Below are 16296 nucleotides of genomic sequence, written 5' to 3'. Positions count from 1 at the left end.
TGCTATGCAGTATTCTTGGCCCGAGTTTCCCCGCCAGAGGGAAACCTGCATTGCCTTCTTTCGCCGCCTCGCGTGTAAACCATCGTTCACTTCCCCTGTGGGATTTTTCAGTGAGGTTTAGCATGCGCATCACTTCAGAACTCATCTGCCAGGCCGCCGACCAACTCAACGGCTTTGTCGGCCTGAACCGCAAGACCGGCCATTACATCGTGCGTTTCAGCGAAGACTCGTTCGGCATGGACGTCGCCGACGACGGCATCATCCCCACCAGCGAGTTTGTCTGGCAGCCGGCGGCCGACCAGGCCATGACCCTGTCCCGCGAGCACATCCAACTGCTGCTGGACCAGAACATCGACGACCGCATCAACATCACCGAGCCGCTGCGGGTGTATATGCGCCGGGTGGAGATCCCGCAGATCAGCGCGGTGCGCAGCCTGGTGGGTTGATCGCCATCACGCCAATCCCGTAGGCGCGGGGGTGGTGCCGTTTGCGGTGAAGGCATAAGCCCGTTCTACCTTGCATACCCGTGTCTGAAACGCGCCGTACCAGATGGCCCTGCCCTGTTCGCGGGTGTTGCGGTGCTCGGCGTGTTGTTTCCAGGCCAGGATGGCGGCCTCGTTGGTCCAGTAGGACACGGTAATCCCCAGGCCATCATCGCCGCGGGCTGATTCGACACCGAGAAACCCCGGTTGCTGGCGGGCCAGTTCGAGCATGCGGTCGGCGGCCTGTGCGTAGCCTTGGTCGGTCTCGGTGCGCAGGGAAGTGAAGATCACTGCGTAGTAGGGCGGGGAGGGTGTCTGGGCGATCATGCCGAGCGCTCCAGGCAGGCCTGGAGCCATGCGCTGACCAGCGGCACGCTGGCACCGGTAAGTGCCGCGCGTTCTGGCTGGAACAGAGTGGCGACAAAAAACGGATGGTCCAGCAGTTCTATCGCCCGCACCTCGCCCGCCGAATCATGGGCGCTGCCAATCAGATTGTCCTCCAGCAGTGCCTGTTTGAAGTCGGCATTGAGGCCATAGCGGCAACGATAACCCTCCTGGATTTCAAGGGTGCCGTAAGCCTCGGCGATACGGGTGAAGGCCATCAAGTGGATGGGCGCGATGGTTTCGATCAGAGCACACGACAAGGGGGCGATCACCGCCCGTGGCGCATCAGGTGCCAGCTCGCCATGTTCGGCATCGGCCCACCTCAGCACATTGCGTGCATATTCCAACACGGCATGTTGAAAACCGCCGCAGGTGCCGAGGAAAGGACGCCGCTGTTCGCGGGCAAAGCGGATCGCCCGCAACGCCCCGTCGGCATCGCGATAGGGGCTTGCAGGTACGCACCAGAACCCGTCGAAAGGCTGCAAGGTGTGGTTGTCCTTAAGGGTGTCGGTGGCCAGCCATTCAATCTGAAGTGTCAGCCCCAGGTGTGTACTCGCCTGTTGCAGGGCAAGGGGAATGGCTTGGTGGGCGGTGACTTGAGGATCGTAATCGCCGATCAGGGCGAGGTGCAGAGCAGTGAGGGTCATGGCGTGCGTCCAATGGCTTGTCGAGTCCTGAAGGGCACTATAGATTGGCGTTCGCGCAATCAATATTGGCGTTACCCCACATGTTCAATGCGGCCACGCACTATCAAATCGACTATTCCGACCTGGCGCTGATCCTTGCCCTGGTGCGTGGCGGCACTTTGGCGCGGGCTGCGGCCTTGCTGCGGGTGGATGTGTCTACGGTGTTTCGGGCCGTGCGGCGTCTTGAGTCGTCTTTGGGGCAGGCACTGTTCGAAAAAAGCCGCGCCGGTTACCTGCCGACCAGCTTGGCCACCACCTTGGCCCAGCAGGCCGAGCGTGCCGAACAGGCGCTGCAGGCAGCCCGCGTGGGGGTCGAGCAGGGCGGTGAAGTGATCAGCGGCACGGTGCGCCTGACCTGCACCGACTCAGTGTTGCAGGGCCTGTTATTGCCGGCCTTGGCGCAGTTCATGCCCGCTTACCCGGCACTGACCCTGGAATTGAGTACGTCCAATGATTTCGCCAACCTCAGCCGCCGCGACGCGGATATTGCCTTGCGCCTGACCAGGACGCCGCCGGAGCACCTGGTGGGACGGCGTTTGGGGACGGTGTCCTATCGGGTCTGCGCCAGTGCCGGTTACATAGAGCAACACGCTACTCAAGATTTGGCGGCCCTGGCGTGGATCGCCCCGGATGATTTCTTGCCCGACCATCCCACCGTGGCTTGGCGTCGCCAGCATTTACCCGGCGTAAGGCCCAGTTATCGGTGCAACAGCATGTTGTCTGTAACCCAATTGGTACGTGCCGGTCTGGGCGTGGCGGCGCTGCCGGATTTTCTCTTGGCGGATGGCCAGGGATTGCAGCCGTTGGGGCCGGCGCTTACGGGTTACGACACGGCCTTGTGGTTACTGACGCGCCCGGACAGTCGGGCGCTGCGTTCAGTGGTGACGTTGTTCGATGAGCTGGGCCGGCACCTGCGTCGCCCTTTATAGACATCGGCCAGCCGGCGCCTACAAGCCCAGCCGAGCATTGGCAAACATGCTCACCGCCCGCACGGCGTCGCTGGCTTCTACAGGGTGGACGAACATGCGGTCTGAATAATTAGCCCCTTCAGGCGGAGCGTGCGACCAGTGAATCGGCGACGGTCACCCGATTGCGCCCGGTGCCCTTGGCGGCGTACAGGGCTTGGTCCGCCGCGTTGAGCCACATATGCGCCTGGGTGAATTGCACCTGGTAGGCCGCCAGGCCAATGCTCAGGCTGACCCGTAGTTCTGGAACCTGCGGGTCGCGGTAGCGGCTGAACATTTCCCGCAGGCGTTCCATCACATAACTGGCTTGCTCCAGCGACACGTCCGGCAGGATCACGCAGAACTCGTCGCCACCGTAGCGGCCCGTCAGGTCATTTTCCCGCACATTGCGCTGCAATTCCTTACTCAGTTGCCGCAAGACCCGGTCGCCGACGATATGGCCATAGGCATCGTTGATCTGCTTGAAGTGGTCGACATCAATCAGTGCGATGGTGGCCTGGGATTGTTGCTGCTGGCACTTGTGAAACTTCAGTTGCAGCAAGTCCTTCCACGACCCGTGATTGAGCAGGCCGGTCAGGCTGTCGGTGCGGCTCAAGGCACTCAGGGCGCGCTTGTGTTCCGAGAGCTTGATGGCCAGGCGATAGCTGGCCATGCCGATGGCGACGGGGTAGAGAATCAGCATCGGCAGGCAGGCATACACCTGGATCAGGCCGACATTGGGGTTGAACGAAGGACCGAACACCAGCCAGGCCACTGCCACGCCCACCAGTTGCGCGAGCATGCCCTGGATCATCAGCTTTTTGCCGCCCGCCGCGACGTTATGCATGGTCATCATCGCGAGGATGGTCACTGCAGTCAGGGGCGTGAATTGTGTGGCTGCGGCCCAGAACCCGCCGGACACTGAGTCATACAGCAGATTGCGTCGCTCGGCCTGGTACGGAAACGCTGAATGGCTTGATAGCTGGTATGCCAGGTGCGGCCAGATAAACCCGTTGAACAGCCACAGTGCCCAGACCCATCCGGGCATGGCCAGCGGGTATAGGGCGGCCAGCACGCAAAGGCTGCCGATGCCCAGCCCGAGAATGCGCGGCCGATAAATGCGCCGGGCAAACGACAGCCCTTTGCCTCGAAGGTTTTCCATAGATTCCTGCGTCAGGTTGTTCTTTTTTTAAGTTGCGAAGGCGTGCCTTGTCAAAAGGCCATTTACGCCAGATGACAGGTGATTATTGTCAGTGATTTACGCAGGAATAATCAGTGTCCTTCCAGGCCATTTGCGCGGGGATCCGCAGGATTCAGGCAAAAACGACCCGCCAGTGTCGTATTGACGACAGAGGGATTTATTGGGGGCGGGTGGCAATCTCGTAGCCGGCCAGAAACAGGTCCATTGCTGACTCGATCACGTTGGCCTGGGTAGCCGCATCCAGGGTGGGTTGGCCCAGGGTGATTTGCGGCCAGAAGGCGAAGGCTTTGAGCAGGCTTTGCACCTGATGGGCGGCAAAGCACGGGTCCACGGGCTTGAGGCGACCGTCTTCCTGCGCTGCGCGCACCCATAATGTGAACCCTTCTTCACGTTCGCTCAGGCGATTGACGATGCCCTGGGCCCGCTCCGGGGAATGGATGGTCGCGGCAATTGCCACGCGGGCCAGGTCGAGGAAGTTGGCGTCCGACATCATCTTCATCTTCGCTTGCAGCAACACCCGCAATTGGTCACGCAGGGGCTGTGCGCTGCTGTAGCTGACATCCAGTTGTGCAACGCTGCTGGCCCATAACTTATTCAGGATCTCGGTGAACAACTCCTCCTTGCTGGGGAAGTGGTTGTACACCGTGCGCTTGGATACGCCAGCGCTGGCGGCGATCTTGTCCATGCTGGTGACCTCGAAACCGTTATCGCGAAACTCGGCAATGGCTGCTGCCACAATGGCTTCGCGTTTACGGTCGGTGAGGCGTTGAGGTGCAGTCATGGGGCTTTCGGCTCTGGGAAGAAAATTACACTCGGTAGTTTACTTGGTCCGGGTTTTGTTGCAATCTTGAAACTACACTGTGCAGTGTAGTTGTTGACCTGCATCAGCAGAACGTACCGGAGTCACTCTGTAATGGCCACGATCTCTACCCGTGTCGATACCTCTTCCCCAGCGCTCAAATCGTCCGAGCAGCAGCAAGGTCAGTTCAATAATCATGCGCCGGTCAGCCGTGCAGGTTTTGGCAAAACGCTACAGATTTTCTGGAAGATGCTCTTTCATAAGCCCCGCAGCACGCGGCCGGTAGGTGAAATCCCGGTACAGCGCCTGACGCGTGAGCAGTTATTGAGCGCCCCGAATCACAGTGTCTACCGCCTGGGGCATTCCACCGTCCTGCTGAAAATGCGCGGCAAGTTCTGGCTGACCGATCCGGTGTTCGCCGAGCGGGCTTCGCCTTTCAATTGGGCCGGCCCCAAGCGCTTTCATCAGCCGCCTATCAGCCTTGAAGAACTGCCGCCGATTGAGGCGGTGATCTTGTCGCATGACCATTACGACCACCTGGACCGCCAAGCCGTTGTGCAATTGGCCGCCAAGACGCGCTATTTTCTCGCGCCACTGGGCGTGGGTGACACCTTGATCAAATGGGGTGTGGCGCCAGGCAAGGTGCGGCAGTTGGATTGGTGGCAGGGCACTGAAGTGGAGGGCATCCACTTTGTCGCCACCCCAGCCCAGCACTTTTCCGGCCGTGGCCTGTTTGATGGCAACCAGACGCTGTGGGCGTCCTGGGTGATGGTCGATGATGCCCGGCGTATTTTTTTCAGTGGCGACACCGGCTATTTCGAAGGTTTCAAGCGTATTGGCGAGCAATATGGGCCATTTGACCTGACGCTGATGGAAACCGGTGCTTACAACGTCGACTGGCCCGATATCCACATGCAGCCCGAACAAACTTTGCAGGCCCATATCGACCTGAAGGGGCGCTGGTTGCTGCCGATCCACAATGGCACCTTTGACCTGGCATTTCATGCCTGGCATGAGCCGTTTGACCGCATCATGGCCCTGGCCTGGGAGCGCAATGTGTCAATTGCCACACCCGCCATGGGCCAGGCTTTTATGCTGGCTGCCCCTGAACGTGGGCGTGCCTGGTGGCTGGATGTCGAGGCCCAGGCGGCAGAACAGCTAGTGAGTTGAAAGGGGTTGCTAAAGCCGCACGGTAAAAGGGCTTTCAAGGTATTTCTGCCCGGAGAATCGACTGGAAAAGGGTGCGATGATCTCGGAAAGCCATTTTCTGGGAGTGGGGCCTGATGGAGGACAAATGTAGGAAAACCTTGTCGCCCGGTGCACCCTGTTCCGTGGGGTTGCCTTTGGTGTTCAACACCTTTAACGCAATGCCTTGTGGGCCTGCCGCTCCTTCTGGGTCGGCAGACAATGTGTCAACGTCTCGCGGTGGCATTGAGTTTCAGCCTGCTGCTACGCCTGCCGTCCAGGGCCCCAGGTTCGATATCCCTGGCCCGATGATGAAGACCGTACGTGATCCGTCGCTATCGCTTATTGCCTTGAGCGGCCTGGACCCTGTAGGCCAGGTCATGGTGGAAGTTCCGCCCATCATGGAAAACAACGCCGCCAAATCCGCTCCCGCCCTGGCCGATTGGCGTATCGGTTTTGCCGACGGATATTTGCGCAACGGTGTACGTGAAACGGTGGAGCATTCCAGCGGGTTTCTCCAGGCTTTGGAGGTGTTAAAGGCTGCCGGCGCCGAAGTGGTGCCAGTGGAGGCACAGTTACCGGATGCCGCGTACTTCACCCTGGAGTCCAGCAACGAGATCGACAAGCGAACGAACGAGCATCGCCTCGACGCGTTGGTGTCAGACGGCCAAAGCCCAGCCTTCCACCTCTTCTGCAAAACCGGATACCCAGGCGTATGCCAGATATTCAGCGACGGTCTCCAAGGCACGAGGGTCGTACTCTGGTTCTACGGTGCCCGTTGGGCACGGGACTCGCTGTCGGTCTTGGTGCGGGTCTATCAACAGGCGATGCAGGCTCACGCCGACATGCCCGTGAGGTGACCCTTTGCGCGGTCATCGGGCCTAAGCGCCGTTGGGTTGAGGCGTGTTCGAGGATGGCGAGCCCAGCAGCCGGGCGATAAGGCTCCGACGAGCCGGTTCGGCATCCGCCTGTGGCGCAGGGGAGCGCCGCCCGCTCATGCCCCATCCCGGCGCAAACCCTGGGAAAAACACCAGGCCTTCGTGCTCCAGACGAAATGCCAGGGCGATGCGGATGGCGTCATCCACCTCCTGATGGCTTTCAAAACGCTGGATAGCGTCCACCCCAACTCCGGCTTGTCGGGCCAGGTCTTCCCGGCTCCAGCCCAGCATCGCGCGGGCCTGCACACTGTGCCGTGGGGTGAATTGATGAAGGACGATTTGCTGATCTACGGTGGTGCTCACTGCCAGAGAGGACATGGGGTTCTCCAGGAATCCAACGGGGGAGGGCAAACTATACTGTGTTTTTGTACAGTTGTTTTGACCGTTCATCAACTGGATTCTTTCTCGGCTGATCGGCCCGCGATTGGCGGGCGCTTCCGGTCACTTCTCCTCCAGCCCCGGCGCCTCGCGGATCAGCAGGTGGTCCAGGTTCTGGATATCGGCACTGAACACCCCGAACGTCTGCTCGGGGTTTTTCTTGCTTGGTACCTGTTTCAACTCCGGCGTCACACCATAAAAGAAGCAATACAGCGGGCGATCGCTGTTTACGGCGGCCCTGATCTGCTCCAGGAACGCCTTGCGCTTGCGGTAGTTCTCGATCAGCTTCTTGTTCAGGTAGACGTTGACGGAATACGGCTTTTTGTCGAGCCACACTTTCTTTTCAAAGTCGATGCGAACGCTGCTGGTGTAGTCCTTGATCGCTTTGATCCGGCCCCAGTAGATCAAGCCCTTGTTGTCTTGCAGGTATTCGATCTTCTTGAAAAACGCCCAATACGTCGCGGTGTGCTCACCGATCTTCAACGGCATGCCCTTGAGCTTGTCCTTGTCGTCGATATTGGACACGTAGCATTCCACCGGGTGGGCGAAGACGCTGGTCTTGTCCGGGGTGGTTTCGCTGGCGTTGTGGGAAGTATTGGAGGTTTTCGAAGGTGCTTTCGCCGGATCTTGTGGGATAGCGTCTGCGGAACCTTGGATGACTGTCTTGCGTTCGTACTGACGTCGAGTCAGCACAAACTCCGACGGGAAGTTCTCCTCGCGCTCGTCCGCAGCGTCTCCCGCAGCGGCCTTGTGGCTGGCATAGCGGCAGCCGTCGATATGCCGGGTGCTGGGCAGGTTCTTGAAGTGCGGGGTGCGCAGGTAGTTGACGTTCTTGCCATTGAACGTACCCAGCACATTGCCCGCCGCAAACGCTGCGCGGCAATCATCGTTGGGGCAGAGGAAGCTGTCCTTGTCGGAGTCGAAGGCGGCGGTTTCGTCGAAATTCAGGTCGCGCACGTCATAGATCGACAGCTTTTCGTCCAGGCTCAGGCAATAGGCTGTGTCGAATTTCATCGGGGCGGGTCCGTGGCAAGATTCGCTATTAATAGCGGGGTTGCGCAGGTAGCACAAATGTCCGCTATCGGGGCGCAGCCCTTTCAACGCGTCTGAAAGGGCTGGTTCCAAGCGGCTTACGGCTTCGGTTTGCCTCGGCGCTTGGCCGAATGAAAATGCCGCCAATGCGCATCTTGCGCCGCCGCCAGCAACTCGCGATCCCCGCGCGTGTCGCCCCAGGCCCTGAGCCGATACTCACCCAGGTCGCCATACACCGCCTCAAGCCGCAACACCTTGTTCTCGCAACGGCAGTTGTTGCCCGTAAGGCGCCCACTCAACACCCCATCGACCACCTCAAGCTCGGTCCCGATCAGTTTGATTCCCAGGCGATCGGCAAAAGGTTGCAACACGATTGCCGGCGAAGCCGAACACAACGTCACTTCGGCACCGGAGCCAATTTCATCGGCCACCGACTGCAAACCGGCAGGGCGCATCAGCTTGTTCCAATAAGCCTGGCAGTATTCTTCGGCTTTGCGCTGCACCCAGGCCTTTTCTACGCCGGTCATAAAGGTGCGAATCAACTGCGCCTTGAGCTCATCACGGCTCATCCGGCGCACCAGAAAACGCAAGCCCGGCAGCGCCAGTTTGAGCATCCGGCGATTGAATTCCTGCTTGCCGAAAGCAAACTTGAGAAACGGTACAAAACTGTCGTGGCGGGTCAGGGTGCCGTCGAAGTCGAACACTGAAAGTACCTTGGCGCCCACGGGGCCGGCTTCTAGCATGTCTGGGTTCACGGGGTGGCCTCGGTCCTATCTACTATTTTTTTGGAATGCATAAGCTGTGACCGCAGGAGTCTACTCCGGTATCAATCTGCTGATTCTCGAGTAAAACCCCGCAGTGAAATCATCCCGGTCGCTCGACCAGTGACAACGCTGATGGCAATTGGGGCACAAGGCTACAGCATTGGAGATGCGATCCGAACCCTTACGGGCCAGGTGCTTGAGGTGATGTACTTCAAGAAATGGCAAACCGGCGGCCATAAAAAAGCCCCGGGTGCGACCCCAGGGCTTTTTCACGCCGCGACTATGAGCTGATCAATCCCAGCTCAACGCCCCACCGGTCTGATACTCGATCACCCGGGTCTCAAAGAAGTTCTTTTCTTTCTTCAAGTCCATGATCTCGCTCATCCACGGGAACGGGTTAGTGGTCCCTGGGTATTCTTCCTTCAAGCCGATTTGCGACAGGCGACGGTTGGCGATGAACTTGAGGTAGTCCTCCATCATCGCCGCGTTCATGCCCAACACGCCGCGTGGCATGGTGTCGCGTGCGTATTCGATCTCCAGCTGGGTCCCTTGCAGGATCATCTGGGTCGCTTCTTCCTTCATGTCGGCATCCCACAGGTGTGGGTTTTCGATTTTGATCTGGTTGATCACGTCGATGCCGAAGTTCAGGTGCATCGACTCATCGCGCAGGATGTACTGGAACTGCTCGGCCACGCCGGTCATTTTGTTGCGGCGGCCCATGGACAGGATCTGGGTGAAACCGCAGTAGAAGAAGATGCCTTCCAGCACGCAGTAGTAAGCGACCAGGTTGCGCAGCAGTTCTTTGTCGGTGTCGACGGTGCCGGTTTCGAACTTCGGATCGGAGATCGAACGGGTGTATTTCAGGCCCCAGGCTGCCTTTTTGGCGACCGATGGAATCTCGTGGTACATGTTGAAGATCTCGCCTTCATCCATGGCCAGCGATTCGATGCAGTACTGGTAGGCGTGGGTGTGGATCGCCTCTTCGAAGGCCTGGCGCAGGATGTACTGGCGGCACTCCGGGTTGGTGATCAGGCGGTACACGGCCAGCACCAGGTTGTTCGCGACCAACGAGTCCGCAGTGGAGAAGAAACCCAGGTTGCGCATGACGATGCGACGTTCGTCGTCGGTCAGGCCTTCGGGGTTTTTCCACAGGGCGATGTCGGCGGTCATGTTGACCTCTTGCGGCATCCAGTGGTTGGCGCAGCCGTCGAGGTATTTCTGCCAGGCCCAGTCGTACTTGAAGGGTACGAGTTGGTTGAGGTCGGCGCGGCAGTTGATCATGCGCTTTTCGTCAACGGCGACACGGGCGGAAGCGCCTTCGAGTTCGGCGAGGCCTTCGGCGACGTCGAGTTTGTCCAGGGCAGCCTTGGCGCGCACGATGGCGGCGGAGTCGTTGGCGGTGACGGCGCGGGCTTCGATGGCGGCGGCAGCGCCGGCACCGTCGAGGCGGTCCATGTTGGCTTCGGTGGCGTGGCCGGCGTTGGCGCCTTTAGCGGCTACTTCGCCTTCTTCTTCTTTGTCGAATTCGTCCCAGCTCAGCATGACGTGTCGTCTCCTGCGTGTGGGCCAATGGTGCCCGTGTGAAACCGGATGGTTGGGTGTTCACACGGCCCAAGGGCCGCGGTGGATCTTTAAGGAATCGTTTGTTGCAACAGCTCGCGCAGGCACTAAACGGAATAGGGCTACGGGTGTTCTGCTTGAGGCCTGAGGGGCGGAGCGACAGTGTCGTACTCCTGCGGGGCCTCAGGTCTGGCTCGTTACCCCATGTAAAGGGATATTGCAGGCCCGATTTACCCGCGCATTATAGGGAAAAATTTGCCTTTGTGTTGCGGCGGATAGCCTCAGTCGAGGGGCAAAATGAGGGTATTTCCGGCGGGGGCACGGGTTTACAAGGGTTTGCCGGGGTAGGATTTTTTTGACGGGCGGTGAGGGATTTTTGAAGCAGGGGGCAAGGCGAGGATTTTGCGGGTGATTCTTTGCCGCAAGGACAATTCCTTGCGGCGAACATTGTCAGGTTAAGTTCTAACTAACTAAGTTATTAACCGTTAGAGCAACCATTGCCCATGACTTTGTAATTAAGAATATGACGCTGGCCCTGGTGGTCTTCATATTCCATGCGCGCTGGAACAACTTCGCAGACATTTGGGATGGCGCTCATGGACACCACTTTGGCGATATCCAGATCGGTGGAGTAGGTGTATTCCTCAACAATGGCGGTGTGCTGGCTGGCTACGTCAGTCGGGATCTCGTCGGCCAGGGCGGCGGTGGCGCACAAGCTGGCAAGGGCCATAACTAATAAAGCTTTCATTTCCAATTTACCTTTTTACAGTCGAAGGGGGTCACGGGGCCTTTGTGAGGCCACGTGTGTAACTTGAGTAGTGAGTTCGGATTAACGTGCCTTCGTGGGGGCTGCAACTTGGTTAATCACGGTGCCTTGTTGGCGAGGCTGATTTTAGGCGCCTGGGTTGCATTCATATACCCGTACTTTTGATAAACACTTTTGGCGGTTTTCGTAACAATCCACCACAGAGGTTTTTTTAGAGGCTGAGAAAAGCGCCACAAGCCCCGAACCAGAGCATTGCAAGGAGATATCAGGGTAATTTGTAGGGGCTTGTTACTACCATCGTCGAATGGTTCTATAGGCCTACCCCGGCTAAAACAGGGGCATACAACAACAACTATTGTCACCGAGGTAAGAAAGATGAGTGCGGCTTCCCTGTACCCCGTTCGCCCCGAAGTAGCAGCCAACACGCTGACCGACGAGGCGACCTACAAGGCCATGTACCAGCAGTCGGTGGTCAACCCCGACGGCTTCTGGCGCGAGCAAGCCAAGCGTCTTGACTGGATCAAGCCTTTCACCACGGTCAAGCAGACCTCGTTCGACGACCACCATGTCGATATCAAATGGTTCGCAGACGGCACCCTCAACGTTTCCTATAACTGCCTGGACCGTCACCTCGCCGAGCGTGGCGACCAGGCGGCAATCATCTGGGAGGGCGACGACCCTTCCGAGAGCCGTACCATCACCTATCGCGAATTGCATGAACAAGTCTGCAAGTTCGCCAACGCCCTGCGTGGCCAGGATGTGCACCGCGGCGACGTGGTGACCATCTATATGCCGATGATTCCCGAAGCCGTGGTCGCCATGCTGGCCTGTACCCGCATCGGTGCGATCCACTCGGTGGTGTTTGGCGGTTTCTCGCCTGAGGCCCTGGCCGGTCGCATCATCGACTGCAAATCCAAAGTGGTGATCACCGCTGACGAAGGCATCCGTGCCGGCAAGAAGGTGCCGCTCAAGGCCAACGTCGACGACGCGCTGACCAACCCGGAAACCAGCAGCATCCAGAAAGTCATCGTGTGCAAGCGCACCAATGGCCAGATCAAGTGGAACCAGCATCGCGACATCTGGTATGAAGACCTGATGAAAGTGGCGGGCACTGTCTGTGCGCCAAAAGAGATGGGTGCCGAAGAAGCGCTGTTCATCCTTTACACCTCCGGCTCCACTGGCAAGCCCAAGGGCGTGCAGCACACCACCGGCGGCTACCTGTTGTACGCGGCCCTGACCCACGAGCGTGTGTTCGACTACCGCCCGGGCGAAGTCTACTGGTGCACCGCCGACGTCGGTTGGGTCACTGGCCACACTTATATTGTCTACGGCCCGCTGGCCAATGGCGCGACCACGCTGCTGTTCGAAGGCGTGCCGAACTACCCGGATATCACCCGGGTCGGGAAAATCGTCGACAAGCACAAGGTCAATATCCTCTACACCGCGCCGACGGCGATCCGCGCAATGATGGCTTCCGGCACCGCCGCCTGCGAAGGCACTGACGGCAGCAGCCTGCGCCTGTTGGGTTCGGTGGGTGAGCCGATCAACCCGGAAGCGTGGGACTGGTACTACAAGAACGTCGGCCAATCCCGTTGCCCGATTGTCGATACCTGGTGGCAGACCGAAACCGGCGCGACCCTGATGAGCCCATTGCCGGGCGCTCACGCGCTCAAGCCGGGTTCGGCGGCACGCCCATTCTTTGGTGTGGTACCGGCGTTGGTGGACAACCTGGGTAACATCATCGAGGGCGCCGCCGAAGGCAACCTGGTGATCCTCGATTCGTGGCCAGGCCAGGCGCGTACCCTGTACGGCGACCATGACCGTTTCGTCGACACTTACTTCAAGACCTTCCGTGGCATGTACTTCACCGGCGACGGCGCGCGTCGCGATGAAGACGGTTACTGGTGGATCACCGGCCGTGTGGATGACGTGCTCAACGTTTCCGGGCACCGCATGGGTACCGCCGAGATCGAAAGCGCCATGGTTGCCCACCCGAAAGTCACGGAAGCAGCAGTGGTCGGTGTACCTCACGACATCAAGGGGCAGGGCATCTATGTGTATGTCACCCTGAAAAACGGCGAGGAGCCGACTGAAGCATTGCGCCTGGAGCTGAAGAACTGGGTACGCAAGGAAATTGGCCCGATTGCTTCGCCGGACGTGATCCAGTGGGCACCGGGTCTGCCGAAGACCCGTTCGGGGAAAATCATGCGTCGTATCCTGCGCAAGATTGCCACGGCCGAGTATGACGGGCTGGGCGATATCTCCACCCTGGCCGATCCAAGCGTGGTGCAGCATTTGATTGATACTCACAAGACCATGAACGTCGCGTAAGCGGGTTTATGGGACCAAGCCCCATTCGGTGTAGGCCGGGTGGGGCTTTTTTGTGGGAATTCACTTTGAAGCGCCATCAATGTGGGTGCTGGCGGCTGACAGACCGCTCTCAGTAGCAAGTCAATAAATATCGGTTTATCTCGTAGGGCGTTTCTGAATGTTACCCAGCGGTGCAAATGTGTAACCCTGCGCCCAAACATGAGGCAAAGTGCTACATCAGTGCCCCGAAAATGCCCGTTTTAGACACCCGGCAAAATAAGATCAAACGCTACACTTGCCGGGATAGAAGGGTTTGCGAATAATAGGCCCGCAATTTGCAGCGTTAATAGGTTTAATATCTTTTGCCTCTGCATAGATTTCAGGGGTTGTCAATGTATTGGAGTCGCTTTCTCGGTGCTTCTGTAAATTGTTGTCGCATTGAGGAAATATCGGCTTCCGGCCTGTCGTTAGAATGCCGATCACTCGCTCGTCGTCGCCGTGTTGAACTGGTGTAGGACGCAGCACCGCTATTCGGTTTCACTCAGTCGCATCGTGGGCCATGGCTCATACTGCTGTTTTTGTCCTATACCGATGGAGTCCCAAGATGAAGAAACTCGTGCTGTTGGGCGCCCTGGCGCTGTCCGTGCTGTCCATGCAAGCCTTCGCTGAAGAGAAGCCGCTGAAAATTGGTATCGAAGCAGCCTACCCTCCGTTTGCCTCGAAGGCGCCGGACGGCAACATCGTCGGTTTCGACTACGACATCGGCAACGCCCTGTGCGAAGAGATGAAGGTCAAGTGCACTTGGGTCGAGCAGGAATTCGACGGCCTGATTCCGGCGCTCAAAGTCCGCAAGATCGACGCGATTCTGTCGTCCATGTCCATCACTGACGACCGCAAGAAGTCCGTGGACTTCACCAACCGCTACTACCTGACCCCGGCGCGCCTGGTGATGAAGGACGGCGTTGCCGTCAGCGACAGCCTGGTTGAGCTCAAGGACAAGAAGATCGGCGTACAGCGCGGTTCGATCCACGACCGTTTCGCCAAGGAAGTCCTGGCGCCTAAAGGTGCGACCATCGTTCCTTACAGCACCCAGAACGAAATCTACCTGGACGTGGCTGCCGGTCGCCTTGATGGCACCGTGGCTGACGCGACCCTGCTCGAAGACGGTTTCCTGAAGACCGACCCGGGCAAAGGCTACGCGTTCGTAGGTCCTGCGTTCACCGACGCCAAGTACTTCGGCGACGGCATCGGTATCGCAGTGCGTAAAGGCGACAAGGCCAACCTGGAGCGCATCAATGCAGCCATCGCTGCGATCCGCGCCAATGGCAAGTACAAAGAAATCGAGAAAAAGTATTTCAACTTCGATATTTACGGCGCTGACGCCAAGTAAACCTTCGCAGTTGTCTGTCCAGAATGGCGCAAGCACCAGGGTCTCTGAAGTTTGCGCCATTTTTTCATCCGCCTTTTCGAGGACCTGAATCATGTTGAAAGGCTACGGGGCCGTTATCCTCGATGGCGCATGGTTGACGCTTCAGCTCGCCTTGTCGTCCATGGCCTTGGCCATTGTTCTGGGTCTGATCGGGGTTGCATTGCGCCTGTCGCCGGTCCGCTGGCTGGCGTGGCTGGGCGACCTGTATTCCACGGTGATCCGCGGGATCCCCGACCTGGTGCTGATCCTGCTGATTTTCTACGGTGGTCAGGACCTGCTCAACCGCGTCGCGCCGCTACTGGGCTACGACGACTATATTGACTTGAACCCCTTGGCCGCCGGTATCGGCACCCTGGGTTTCATCTTTGGCGCCTACCTCTCGGAAACCTTCCGTGGCGCCTTCATGGCCATCCCCAAGGGGCAGGCCGAGGCGGGCATGGCCTATGGCATGAGCCCGTTCCAGGTGTTTTTCCGGGTGATGGTGCCGCAGATGATCCGGCTGGCAATCCCCGGCTTTACCAACAACTGGCTGGTATTGACCAAGGCCACTGCGCTGATTTCGGTGGTGGGCCTGCAAGACATGATGTTCAAGGCCAAGCAGGCGGCGGATGCCACCCGCGAACCTTTTACCTTCTTCCTCGCGGTGGCGGCGATGTACCTGGTGATCACCAGCGTCTCGTTGCTGGCCCTGCGTTACCTTGAGAAGCGCTACTCGGTAGGCGTAAAGGCGGCTGATCTATGATCTTCGACTACAACGTCATCTGGGAGGCCATGCCGCTGTACCTTGGCGGCTTGCTGACCACCCTCAAACTGCTGCTGATCTCGCTGTTCTTCGGCCTGCTCGCCGCCGTGCCCCTGGGCCTGATGCGGGTGTCCAAGCAGCCGCTGGTCAATGGCACGGCCTGGCTCTACACCTATGTGATCCGTGGCACGCCGATGCTGGTGCAGCTGTTCCTGATCTACTACGGCCTGGCCCAGTTCGAAGCAGTACGCGAGAGCATCCTCTGGCCGTGGCTGTCCAGCGCAACCTTCTGCGCCTGCCTGGCCTTTGCCATCAACACCAGTGCCTACACCGCAGAAATCATCGCCGGCAGCCTCAAGGCCACGCCCCATGGCGAGATCGAAGCCGCCAAGGCCATGGGCATGTCGCGCTACAAGCTGTACCGCCGCATCCTGCTGCCCTCGGCCCTGCGCCGGGCGCTGCCGCAGTACAGCAATGAAGTGATCATGATGTTGCAGACCACCAGCCTGGCCTCCATCGTTACCCTGATCGACATCACCGGTGCCGCGCGCACGGTGAACGCCCAGTATTACCTGCCGTTCGAAGCCTATATCACCGCGGGCCTGTTCTACCTGTGCCTGACGTTCATCCTGGTGCGCCTGTTCAAGCTGGCCGAGCGTCGCTGGTTGAGCTACCTGGCTCCACGGAAGCACTGAT

The 16296-nt window shown here is 58.9% G+C and carries 17 protein-coding genes and 1 pseudogene; 8 read left to right on the top strand and 10 right to left on the bottom strand.

The features are described from left to right. The first annotated feature begins 122 nt into the window (after nt 1-122). A complete protein-coding gene (locus tag PSH80_RS19825; RefSeq protein ID WP_057960461.1) occupies nt 123-446 on the top strand; it encodes a DUF2025 family protein in 324 nt (107 codons plus the stop codon). Nucleotides 447-452: 6 nt separating this feature from the next. Here the strand turns inward: PSH80_RS19825 and PSH80_RS19820 are convergent, their stop codons facing one another. Both PSH80_RS19820 and PSH80_RS19815 read right to left on the bottom strand, forming a co-directional pair. Next, entirely contained in the window at nt 453-809 is a 357-nt protein-coding gene (locus tag PSH80_RS19820; RefSeq protein ID WP_057960460.1) for an antibiotic biosynthesis monooxygenase, read from the bottom strand. Next, a complete protein-coding gene (locus tag PSH80_RS19815; RefSeq protein ID WP_057441921.1) occupies nt 806-1513 on the bottom strand; it encodes a CTP synthase in 708 nt (235 codons plus the stop codon). Before PSH80_RS19815 ends, PSH80_RS19820 begins: the two co-directional genes overlap by 4 nt. 80 nt (nt 1514-1593) lie before the next feature. On the opposite strand from PSH80_RS19815, the gene PSH80_RS19810 reads away from it, so the two are divergent. Beyond that, the gene (locus PSH80_RS19810; protein WP_120733961.1) at nt 1594-2481 is read left to right on the top strand and encodes a LysR family transcriptional regulator; all 888 of its coding nucleotides are present in this window, start codon (nt 1594-1596) and stop codon (nt 2479-2481) included. A gap of 118 nt (nt 2482-2599) precedes the next feature. Here PSH80_RS19810 and PSH80_RS19805 read toward each other — a convergent pair whose 3' ends face one another. Both PSH80_RS19805 and PSH80_RS19800 read right to left on the bottom strand, forming a co-directional pair. Continuing rightward, nucleotides 2600-3658 carry a diguanylate cyclase gene (locus tag PSH80_RS19805; RefSeq protein ID WP_057441917.1) on the bottom strand — a complete coding sequence of 353 codons (1059 nt, stop codon included), beginning with the start codon at nt 3656-3658 and terminating at the stop codon, nt 2600-2602. A gap of 196 nt (nt 3659-3854) precedes the next feature. Continuing rightward, the gene (locus PSH80_RS19800) at nt 3855-4478 is read right to left on the bottom strand and encodes a TetR/AcrR family transcriptional regulator (protein ID WP_057441915.1); all 624 of its coding nucleotides are present in this window, start codon (nt 4476-4478) and stop codon (nt 3855-3857) included. Between the two features lie 132 nt (nt 4479-4610). Between PSH80_RS19800 and PSH80_RS19795 the strand changes: the two genes are divergently transcribed. Together PSH80_RS19795 and PSH80_RS19790 are read left to right on the top strand one after the other, a co-directional pair. Beyond that, nucleotides 4611-5666, top strand: coding sequence for an MBL fold metallo-hydrolase (locus tag PSH80_RS19795; RefSeq protein WP_305418026.1), 1056 nt, complete (start codon nt 4611-4613; stop codon nt 5664-5666). A 326-nt stretch (nt 5667-5992) separates the two neighbouring features. Further along, the gene (locus PSH80_RS19790) at nt 5993-6541 is read left to right on the top strand and encodes a hypothetical protein (protein WP_162947765.1); all 549 of its coding nucleotides are present in this window, start codon (nt 5993-5995) and stop codon (nt 6539-6541) included. 21 nt (nt 6542-6562) lie between these two features. Here the strand turns inward: PSH80_RS19790 and PSH80_RS19785 are convergent, their stop codons facing one another. From PSH80_RS19785 to PSH80_RS19760, 6 genes and pseudogenes are all read right to left on the bottom strand, one after another. Then, nucleotides 6563-6937 (bottom strand): helix-turn-helix transcriptional regulator, encoded by a 375-nt coding sequence (locus PSH80_RS19785; RefSeq protein ID WP_186626139.1) that lies wholly within the window; start codon nt 6935-6937, stop codon nt 6563-6565. A gap of 123 nt (nt 6938-7060) precedes the next feature. Beyond that, the gene (locus tag PSH80_RS19780; protein WP_305418022.1) at nt 7061-8011 is read right to left on the bottom strand and encodes a hypothetical protein; all 951 of its coding nucleotides are present in this window, start codon (nt 8009-8011) and stop codon (nt 7061-7063) included. 116 nt (nt 8012-8127) lie between these two features. Beyond that, on the bottom strand, nt 8128-8772 hold the full coding sequence (locus PSH80_RS19775; protein ID WP_057960453.1) for an HAD family hydrolase: 645 nt from the start codon (nt 8770-8772) through the stop codon (nt 8128-8130). A gap of 72 nt (nt 8773-8844) precedes the next feature. Then, nucleotides 8845-9033 (bottom strand): annotated as a pseudogene (locus PSH80_RS19770) (HNH endonuclease); the annotation flags it as partial. Between the two features lie 51 nt (nt 9034-9084). Beyond that, nucleotides 9085-10335, bottom strand: coding sequence for a ribonucleotide-diphosphate reductase subunit beta (locus tag PSH80_RS19765; RefSeq protein WP_090291778.1), 1251 nt, complete (start codon nt 10333-10335; stop codon nt 9085-9087). A gap of 496 nt (nt 10336-10831) precedes the next feature. Continuing rightward, nucleotides 10832-11101 carry a DUF2790 domain-containing protein gene (locus tag PSH80_RS19760; protein ID WP_057444078.1) on the bottom strand — a complete coding sequence of 90 codons (270 nt, stop codon included), beginning with the start codon at nt 11099-11101 and terminating at the stop codon, nt 10832-10834. Between the two features lie 393 nt (nt 11102-11494). Between PSH80_RS19760 and acs the strand changes: the two genes are divergently transcribed. The 4 genes from acs to PSH80_RS19740 all read left to right on the top strand — a co-directional run bounded on the left by acs (nt 11495) and on the right by PSH80_RS19740 (nt 16295). Then, complete coding sequence (acs, locus tag PSH80_RS19755) at nt 11495-13450, top strand: acetate--CoA ligase (protein WP_029294430.1); 1956 nt, start codon at nt 11495-11497, stop codon at nt 13448-13450. A gap of 583 nt (nt 13451-14033) precedes the next feature. Beyond that, nucleotides 14034-14819 carry an ABC transporter substrate-binding protein gene (locus PSH80_RS19750; RefSeq protein ID WP_305418019.1) on the top strand — a complete coding sequence of 262 codons (786 nt, stop codon included), beginning with the start codon at nt 14034-14036 and terminating at the stop codon, nt 14817-14819. Between the two features lie 91 nt (nt 14820-14910). Continuing rightward, nucleotides 14911-15600, top strand: a complete 690-nt coding sequence (locus tag PSH80_RS19745; RefSeq protein ID WP_029294434.1) for an ABC transporter permease — start codon at nt 14911-14913, stop codon at nt 15598-15600. After that, complete coding sequence (locus PSH80_RS19740) at nt 15597-16295, top strand: ABC transporter permease (RefSeq protein WP_198800055.1); 699 nt, start codon at nt 15597-15599, stop codon at nt 16293-16295. Before PSH80_RS19745 ends, PSH80_RS19740 begins: the two co-directional genes overlap by 4 nt. Nucleotide 16296 lies beyond the last annotated feature (1 nt).

This window comes from Pseudomonas sp. FP818, assembly GCF_030687335.1.
In the GTDB taxonomy this organism is placed as follows: Bacteria; Pseudomonadota; Gammaproteobacteria; order Pseudomonadales; family Pseudomonadaceae; genus Aquipseudomonas; species Aquipseudomonas shahriarae.
This window is presented reverse-complemented; position numbering and strand designations above follow the sequence as displayed.

What these genes read in the sequence shown, in the direction of transcription:
- PSH80_RS19825 (WP_057960461.1), top strand. Translation starts at nt 123, where the DNA reads ATGCGCATCACTTCAGAACTCATCTGCCAGGCCGCCGACCAACTCAAC.
- PSH80_RS19820 (WP_057960460.1), bottom strand. Translation starts at nt 809, where the DNA reads ATGATCGCCCAGACACCCTCCCCGCCCTACTACGCAGTGATCTTCACT.
- PSH80_RS19815 (WP_057441921.1), bottom strand. Translation starts at nt 1,513, where the DNA reads ATGACCCTCACTGCTCTGCACCTCGCCCTGATCGGCGATTACGATCCT.
- PSH80_RS19810 (WP_120733961.1), top strand. Translation starts at nt 1,594, where the DNA reads ATGTTCAATGCGGCCACGCACTATCAAATCGACTATTCCGACCTGGCG.
- PSH80_RS19805 (WP_057441917.1), bottom strand. Translation starts at nt 3,658, where the DNA reads ATGGAAAACCTTCGAGGCAAAGGGCTGTCGTTTGCCCGGCGCATTTAT.
- PSH80_RS19800 (WP_057441915.1), bottom strand. Translation starts at nt 4,478, where the DNA reads ATGACTGCACCTCAACGCCTCACCGACCGTAAACGCGAAGCCATTGTG.
- PSH80_RS19795 (WP_305418026.1), top strand. Translation starts at nt 4,611, where the DNA reads ATGGCCACGATCTCTACCCGTGTCGATACCTCTTCCCCAGCGCTCAAA.
- PSH80_RS19790 (WP_162947765.1), top strand. Translation starts at nt 5,993, where the DNA reads ATGAAGACCGTACGTGATCCGTCGCTATCGCTTATTGCCTTGAGCGGC.
- PSH80_RS19785 (WP_186626139.1), bottom strand. Translation starts at nt 6,937, where the DNA reads ATGTCCTCTCTGGCAGTGAGCACCACCGTAGATCAGCAAATCGTCCTT.
- PSH80_RS19780 (WP_305418022.1), bottom strand. Translation starts at nt 8,011, where the DNA reads ATGAAATTCGACACAGCCTATTGCCTGAGCCTGGACGAAAAGCTGTCG.
- PSH80_RS19775 (WP_057960453.1), bottom strand. Translation starts at nt 8,772, where the DNA reads ATGCTAGAAGCCGGCCCCGTGGGCGCCAAGGTACTTTCAGTGTTCGAC.
- PSH80_RS19765 (WP_090291778.1), bottom strand. Translation starts at nt 10,335, where the DNA reads ATGCTGAGCTGGGACGAATTCGACAAAGAAGAAGAAGGCGAAGTAGCC.
- PSH80_RS19760 (WP_057444078.1), bottom strand. Translation starts at nt 11,101, where the DNA reads ATGAAAGCTTTATTAGTTATGGCCCTTGCCAGCTTGTGCGCCACCGCC.
- acs (WP_029294430.1), top strand. Translation starts at nt 11,495, where the DNA reads ATGAGTGCGGCTTCCCTGTACCCCGTTCGCCCCGAAGTAGCAGCCAAC.
- PSH80_RS19750 (WP_305418019.1), top strand. Translation starts at nt 14,034, where the DNA reads ATGAAGAAACTCGTGCTGTTGGGCGCCCTGGCGCTGTCCGTGCTGTCC.
- PSH80_RS19745 (WP_029294434.1), top strand. Translation starts at nt 14,911, where the DNA reads ATGTTGAAAGGCTACGGGGCCGTTATCCTCGATGGCGCATGGTTGACG.
- PSH80_RS19740 (WP_198800055.1), top strand. Translation starts at nt 15,597, where the DNA reads ATGATCTTCGACTACAACGTCATCTGGGAGGCCATGCCGCTGTACCTT.